The sequence below is a fragment of the Roseitalea sp. genome (genome assembly GCF_984466335.1).
On the sequence record NZ_CFIFWG010000179.1, the window covers coordinates 1 to 5,616 of the forward strand.

The 5,616-nt window shown below is 67.0% G+C and carries 4 protein-coding genes; 1 reads left to right on the top strand and 3 read right to left on the bottom strand.

The window, feature by feature from the left end:
• Nucleotides 1-130: 130 nt before the first annotated feature.
• Nucleotides 131-937, bottom strand: a complete 807-nt coding sequence (locus AC5E6L_RS13540) for a tetratricopeptide repeat protein (RefSeq protein ID WP_491230971.1) — start codon at nucleotides 935-937, stop codon at nucleotides 131-133.
• On the bottom strand, nucleotides 937-2,661 hold the full coding sequence (ilvD, locus tag AC5E6L_RS13545) for a dihydroxy-acid dehydratase (RefSeq protein WP_491773973.1): 1,725 nt from the start codon (nucleotides 2,659-2,661) through the stop codon (nucleotides 937-939). Before ilvD ends, AC5E6L_RS13540 begins: the two co-directional genes overlap by 1 nt.
• A gap of 399 nt (nucleotides 2,662-3,060) precedes the next feature.
• Here ilvD and AC5E6L_RS13550 point away from each other — a divergent pair, with 399 nt between their 5' ends.
• Nucleotides 3,061-3,252 carry a hypothetical protein gene (locus tag AC5E6L_RS13550; RefSeq protein WP_491230206.1) on the top strand — a complete coding sequence of 64 codons (192 nt, stop codon included), beginning with the start codon at nucleotides 3,061-3,063 and terminating at the stop codon, nucleotides 3,250-3,252.
• Between the two features lie 27 nt (nucleotides 3,253-3,279).
• On the opposite strand, the gene cckA is transcribed toward AC5E6L_RS13550, so the two are convergent.
• The coding region (gene cckA, locus AC5E6L_RS13555) for a cell cycle histidine kinase CckA (RefSeq protein WP_491773975.1) at nucleotides 3,280-5,616 on the bottom strand (2,337 nt) is incomplete at its 5' end.

Here is a 5,616-nt window from a genome sequence, read left to right on the forward strand (position 1 = left end):
GACGCGCTCTAGTGTCCTGATCGAATCTGAAGTTCGTACGGAGCATGCTGCCTAACGAAGCGAACTTCAGATCCGGGACACCAGCCAAGCTACGGTCAAGCGGTTCGACGCCGTGGGCGCACGCCGCCCGCTACCGTCCCGCCTGCTCCTCGGCCAGGACCATCGCCGTGCGGCGGTCCGCTTCCGAGGACACCGCGAAGGCTTCCTCCTGGATCTGCCGGATCCAGTTCAGGTCCTTCGGTCCCGCATCGTACAGGGCGGCCGTCATCATCGACAGGCCGCGCACGGTCTGGCCGTGTTCGAACAATATCTGGCCAAGCAGAGCCTGGGCGCCGACATGGCCCTTCTGGGCGGCCAGATTGAACCAGCGCGCCGCCTGACGCGGGTCGGCATCGCCGCCCTGCCCGTGCAGCAGCATGCGGCCGAACTCGAACTGCGCATTGGGTTCGCCGAAATTGGCCGCCGCCTGCCAGTAGAGCTCGCGCGCGCGGCGCGGGTCGGCAACGACCGGCGAGTTCGGGATGCCGCGCTTTATGTAGGCGGCAAGCGAGACCAGCGCGTTGGCGACGAACGTGGACTCCTGCGAGCCGGGCGCGGCGCCCTCGCGCACGATGCCCCGGAACAGCTTGAACGCCTCATAGTCGTTCTCGGCGACGCCGTCGCCAGCCGCATACATGTGCGCCAGCTTCCAGCGGGCTCCGGCGTGACCCCGTTCGGCGGCATCGCGATAGGCGCGGAACGCTTCGCCCTTGTTGCCGCTGCGATAGGCCGAAAAGCCGAACTGAAACAAGGTGCGCATGCTTTTCTGGGCGGGCGCGGCGGCCACCCCGCCCTGCTCGTCGAAGGCATGGGCGACCGGTCCCGCGACAAGGCCGGCCGCGGCCAATCCGAAGGCGGCGAGACCGCCGGCCAGGCACCTGAACACACGATGCGACATCAAATGTCCGCGTAACACTGTTTTTCCTTCGCTCCGCCCGGATGGGTGACGGCGCCGTAACGCGCATCGCCCACCGTCTGGGTATATTTCCACAGCGTGCCCGACGTGTAGCCGGTCTCGCGCGGCTGCCAACGTGTGCGGCGCGCGGCGAATTCCTCTTCGCTCAGCGCCACATCCAACGTTCCCTCGACGGCGTCGATGGTGATCACGTCACCATCGCGCAGAAGGCCGATCGGCCCGCCGACGGCGGCCTCGGGGCCGACATGGCCGATGCAGAAGCCGCGCGTCGCCCCCGAAAAGCGCCCGTCGGTGATCAGCGCCACGCTGTCGCCCATGCCCTGGCCGTAGATCGCCGCCGTGGTCGCCAGCATCTCGCGCATGCCGGGGCCGCCCCTTGGGCCCTCATAACGGATGACCAGCACCTCGCCGGCCTCGTATTTGCCGTCCTTGACGGCTTCGAAGCACTCTTCCTCATTGTCGAAGCACCGCGCCGGACCGGAGAATCTCAAGCTCTTCATGCCGGCGACCTTCACGATCGCCCCGTCGGGAGCGAGATTACCCTTCAGGCCGACCACGCCGCCCGTCTCGGTGATCGGCGTTGAGACCGGATAGACGACATCCTGCCCTTCGTTCCAAGCGACGTGCTCCATGTTTTCGGCCAAAGTGCGGCCGGTCACGGTCATGCAGTCGCCGTGCAGGCGCCCGCCGTCGAGCAGCGTCTTCATCAGAAGCGGGATGCCGCCGGCCTCGAACAGGTCCTTTGCGACATATTTGCCGCCGGGCTTCAAATCGGCGACATAGGGCGTCTTCCTGAAAATCTCGGCCACGTCGAACAGATCGAACGCGATGCCCGCCTCATGGGCGATCGCGGGCAGGTGAAGCGCAGCGTTGGTCGAACCGCCCGAGGCGGCGACGACCGCCGCCGCGTTCTCCAGCGCCTTGCGCGTGACGATCTCGCGCGGGCGGACCTGGCGGGCGATCAGTTCCATCACCTTCTCGCCGGCGGCGAAGCCGAACCGGTCGCGGATTTCGTAAGGGGCCGGCGCGCCGCACGAATAGGGCAGCGCAAGGCCGATGGCCTCGGCGACGGTCGCCATCGTGTTGGCGGTGAACTGCGCGCCGCACGAGCCCGCCGAGGGACAGGCGACCTGTTCGAGCTCGGCCAGATCGCCGTCGCTCATCTTGCCGACCGAGTGCATGCCGACGGCCTCGAACACGTCCTGGACGGTCACCTGCCGGCCCTTGAACGTGCCGGGCAGGATCGAGCCGCCATAGATGAAGATCGAGGGCACGTTGAGCCGCACCATGGCCATCATCATGCCCGGCAGCGACTTGTCGCAGCCGGCGAGCCCGATCAGCGCGTCATAGCAATGGCCGCGCATGGTCAACTCGACGGAATCGGTGATCACGTCCCGGCTGACGAGCGAGGCCTTCATGCCCTGATGGCCCATGGCGATGCCGTCGGTGACCGTGATCGTGCAGAATTCGCGCGGCGTGCCGTTGGCGGCGGCGACGCCCTTCTTGACCACCTGCGCCTGGCGCATCAGCGCGATGTTGCAGGGGGCCGCCTCGTTCCAGCAGGACGCAACGCCCACCAGCGGCTGGGCGATCTCCTCGGCCGATAAACCCATCGCGTAAAGATAGGACCGGTGCGGCGCCCGCGCCGGACCCACGGTCGTATGGCGGCTGGGCAGGGTGGATTTGTCGAAGACGGGCTTGTCCATGGGGTCCGATCCTTGTCGCTCGGCCGCCCCTTTTGACGCAAGGTCGGGCCGGCCGGCGCGCAGCCTGGGCGTGCGCGCGGTTTATGACGGAAAAGCGGCGCCGCCCATGCGGGCGTTGCTCGGCCGATATCTTTGCCGCCAGGTGTTGCCGATTCGTCACAAATCGTGATCGGGACGCATCGAAGCCCGAGACGCGGCGCCGGGCAAGGCCCGCACGCGCTGATCCGGTACGGCATCTGGCGCGTAGGATCGTCTTGAGGACACAAGAGCGCTTCGGAGGAACGACCGCAATGGGCGCGAGAATTGAACGGTGCGTTTACGAGCGGCGACCTGTCGCCAGGGCGCGAAGGGTCCCATATGGCGCAATGAAAGACACCGGCGAACCAAGGGAGAAAAGCCATGACCGCCCGATCCAATAAAGCGCTTGATCTGGCCCGGATGATGATCAAGCAGGCAAAACTGCTCAAGGGCGCCGGCCTGGCCGCAGACGCCAAGGCGCTCGCGCGGCGGGCCATCACGATCAACGCGATCGGACACAGGGCCATGCAGATGCAAGCCGAACCGATCCGCATCTGCGGTCCCCGCCGCTGATCGTTTCGTTTCGCGCCACAGGGGCGGTCAGGCACTGGCCTCCAGCGTCTCCTTGACCTTGGTCGCCAACTGCTTGAGCGAGAACGGTTTGGCCAGGAAGCCGAACTGGGCCCCATCGGGCAGGTTCCTGGCGAACGCATCCTCGGCATAGCCCGAAACGAATATGAACTTGATGTCCGGGTGATCCTTGCGCACCTGGCGCAGAAGGCTCGGCCCGTCCATCTCCGGCATCACGACGTCCGACACCACCAGATCGACCGCGCCGCCGGCCTCCTCAAGCACGCCGAGCGCCTCGATACCATCGCCGGCCTCAAGAACGGTGTAGCCGCGCGAGGTGAGCGCGCGCACGCCGCCCATGCGAACCGCATCCTCGTCCTCGACCAGAAGGACCGTCGCCGAGCCCGACAGATCGCGCCTGGCGGCTTCGCCGTTCGTCTTGCGCGCCGGCGCCGCGTCGGCCTCGGCCGCCGGCTGGGCCTCGTGGCGCGGCAGCAGGATCGTGAAGACGGTTCCCTCGCCGGCGGTCGAGGACGCGTAGATGCCGCCGCCGGTCTGTTTGATGATCCCGTAGACCATCGAAAGCCCCAGCCCCGTCCCCTTGCCCACCTCCTTGGTGGTGAAGAACGGCTCGAAGATCTTCTCGATGACATCGTCGGCAATGCCGACGCCGGTGTCGCCGACGGCGATGGCGACATAGTCGCCCGCCTCGATGCCCGGCGTGTCCATGCCTGCCACCTCGTCGGCGGTCAGGTTGCGCGTGGAGATCGACAACTCGCCGCCGCCGGGCATCGCATCGCGCGCATTGACCACCAGATTGACGATCACCTGCTCGAACTGGCCCAGATCCGCCCTGACCGGCCACAGGTCGCGGCCGTGCTCCATGGTCAGCTTGATCTCGTTGCCGATCAGGCGGCTCAGCAGCATGCGCAGGTCGGCCAGAACGTCGGTCAGCGACAGAATTTCGGGCCGCAACGTCTGGCGCCGCGAGAACGCCAGAAGCTGACGCACCAGCGAAGCGGCGCGATTGGCGTTCTGCTTGATGTTCATGATGTCCGGGAAGGACGGATCGGACGGACGGTGATTGGCCAGAAGAAGGTCGGAGGCCATGATGATCGCGGTCAGCACATTGTTGAAGTCGTGGGCGATGCCGCCGGCGAGCTGGCCGACCGCCTGCATCTTCTGGCTCTGCGCCATCTGCGCTTCGAGCGCCTTCTGCTCGGTCGTGTCCATCACATGGACGATGGCGGCCTCCTCGGCCCCCTCGCCCCCGCCCGGCTCGCCGGTCGGATTGGAGACCGCATTCACATAGACGCGCACATGCCGCTCGGCCGCCTCGCCCGGCAGCACCGTGTCGAACGGCTCGATGTTGGCGCGGTTGGCCCTGGCCGCCTCGAAGGCCTTTTGGAAGCGCTCCAGATCGCGCGCATGGATGACGGTGTCGAACTTGACGTGCCGCGCCAGCGCATCGTGATCGGCAACGTCGCCGAAAAGGCCGGCGAAGGAGGCATTGGTGCGCAGGATGCGCCCCTGGGCGTCGAGCGCGGCGATCGCCATCGGCGTCGAATTGAAGAAGCGGTTGAAACGCACCTCGGCGCTGCGCAGGTCACGGGTGCTGTCGGCGTCCTGCGACCGGTTGAGCACGATCGTGCGCATCGGGCCCGGCTCGCCGTCCGATGCCGTCTGCACCCGGTGGACCAGTTGCACGGCAAGGCTCTCGCCGTTCGTCTTGGCAAGGTCCAGATCGATGACGGCGCTGCGCACGGTGCCGGGCTCGGCCTTGATGCCCGCAAGCAGTTGCATCCCGCTGCCCACGACGAGGTCGGGCAGCGTCACCTGCCCGGGCACGAAGCTGGTCAGGTCGATTCCCAGCCATTCGGCGAGCGTGGCGTTGACATATTGCACCTTGCCGTTCGGATCGCTCGCAAAGAAGCCCGCCGGAGCGCGGTCCAGATGGTCGATGGCCTTCTGAAGTTCGAGAAACGCCGTTTCCTGCTGCTGGCGCTCGCCGGAGATATCGGCGATTCGCCACGCCTTGTACGGCTTGCCGCCGCGGCCCGGCCGCATCAGGTGAACGCTCGCACGATACCAGCGGGGCTGATCGCCGTGCCCGCCAAGCCCGCTCAGGAGCCGGAACTCCTCTTCGGCATCGAGCCCCCGCGCGGCGCTGTTGGCGAGCCGGTAGAGCGCGTTGGCCGCGTCATCGCGGCGCGAAAGCACCGCCTCGGGCGCCTGCGCCTCGATATCGCTGTCGGCACCGACCAGGGTCCGGTAGGCTTGGTTGGCATACACGATCGCATCGGCGCCGTCGGTGATGCAGATGCCCTCGCCCAGGCCCTCGACGAAGCCGGCCACGACGGCGCTCTC

What these genes read in the sequence shown, in the direction of transcription:
- AC5E6L_RS13540 (WP_491230971.1), bottom strand. Translation starts at nt 937, where the DNA reads ATGTCGCATCGTGTGTTCAGGTGCCTGGCCGGCGGTCTCGCCGCCTTC.
- ilvD (WP_491773973.1), bottom strand. Translation starts at nt 2,661, where the DNA reads ATGGACAAGCCCGTCTTCGACAAATCCACCCTGCCCAGCCGCCATACG.
- AC5E6L_RS13550 (WP_491230206.1), top strand. Translation starts at nt 3,061, where the DNA reads ATGACCGCCCGATCCAATAAAGCGCTTGATCTGGCCCGGATGATGATC.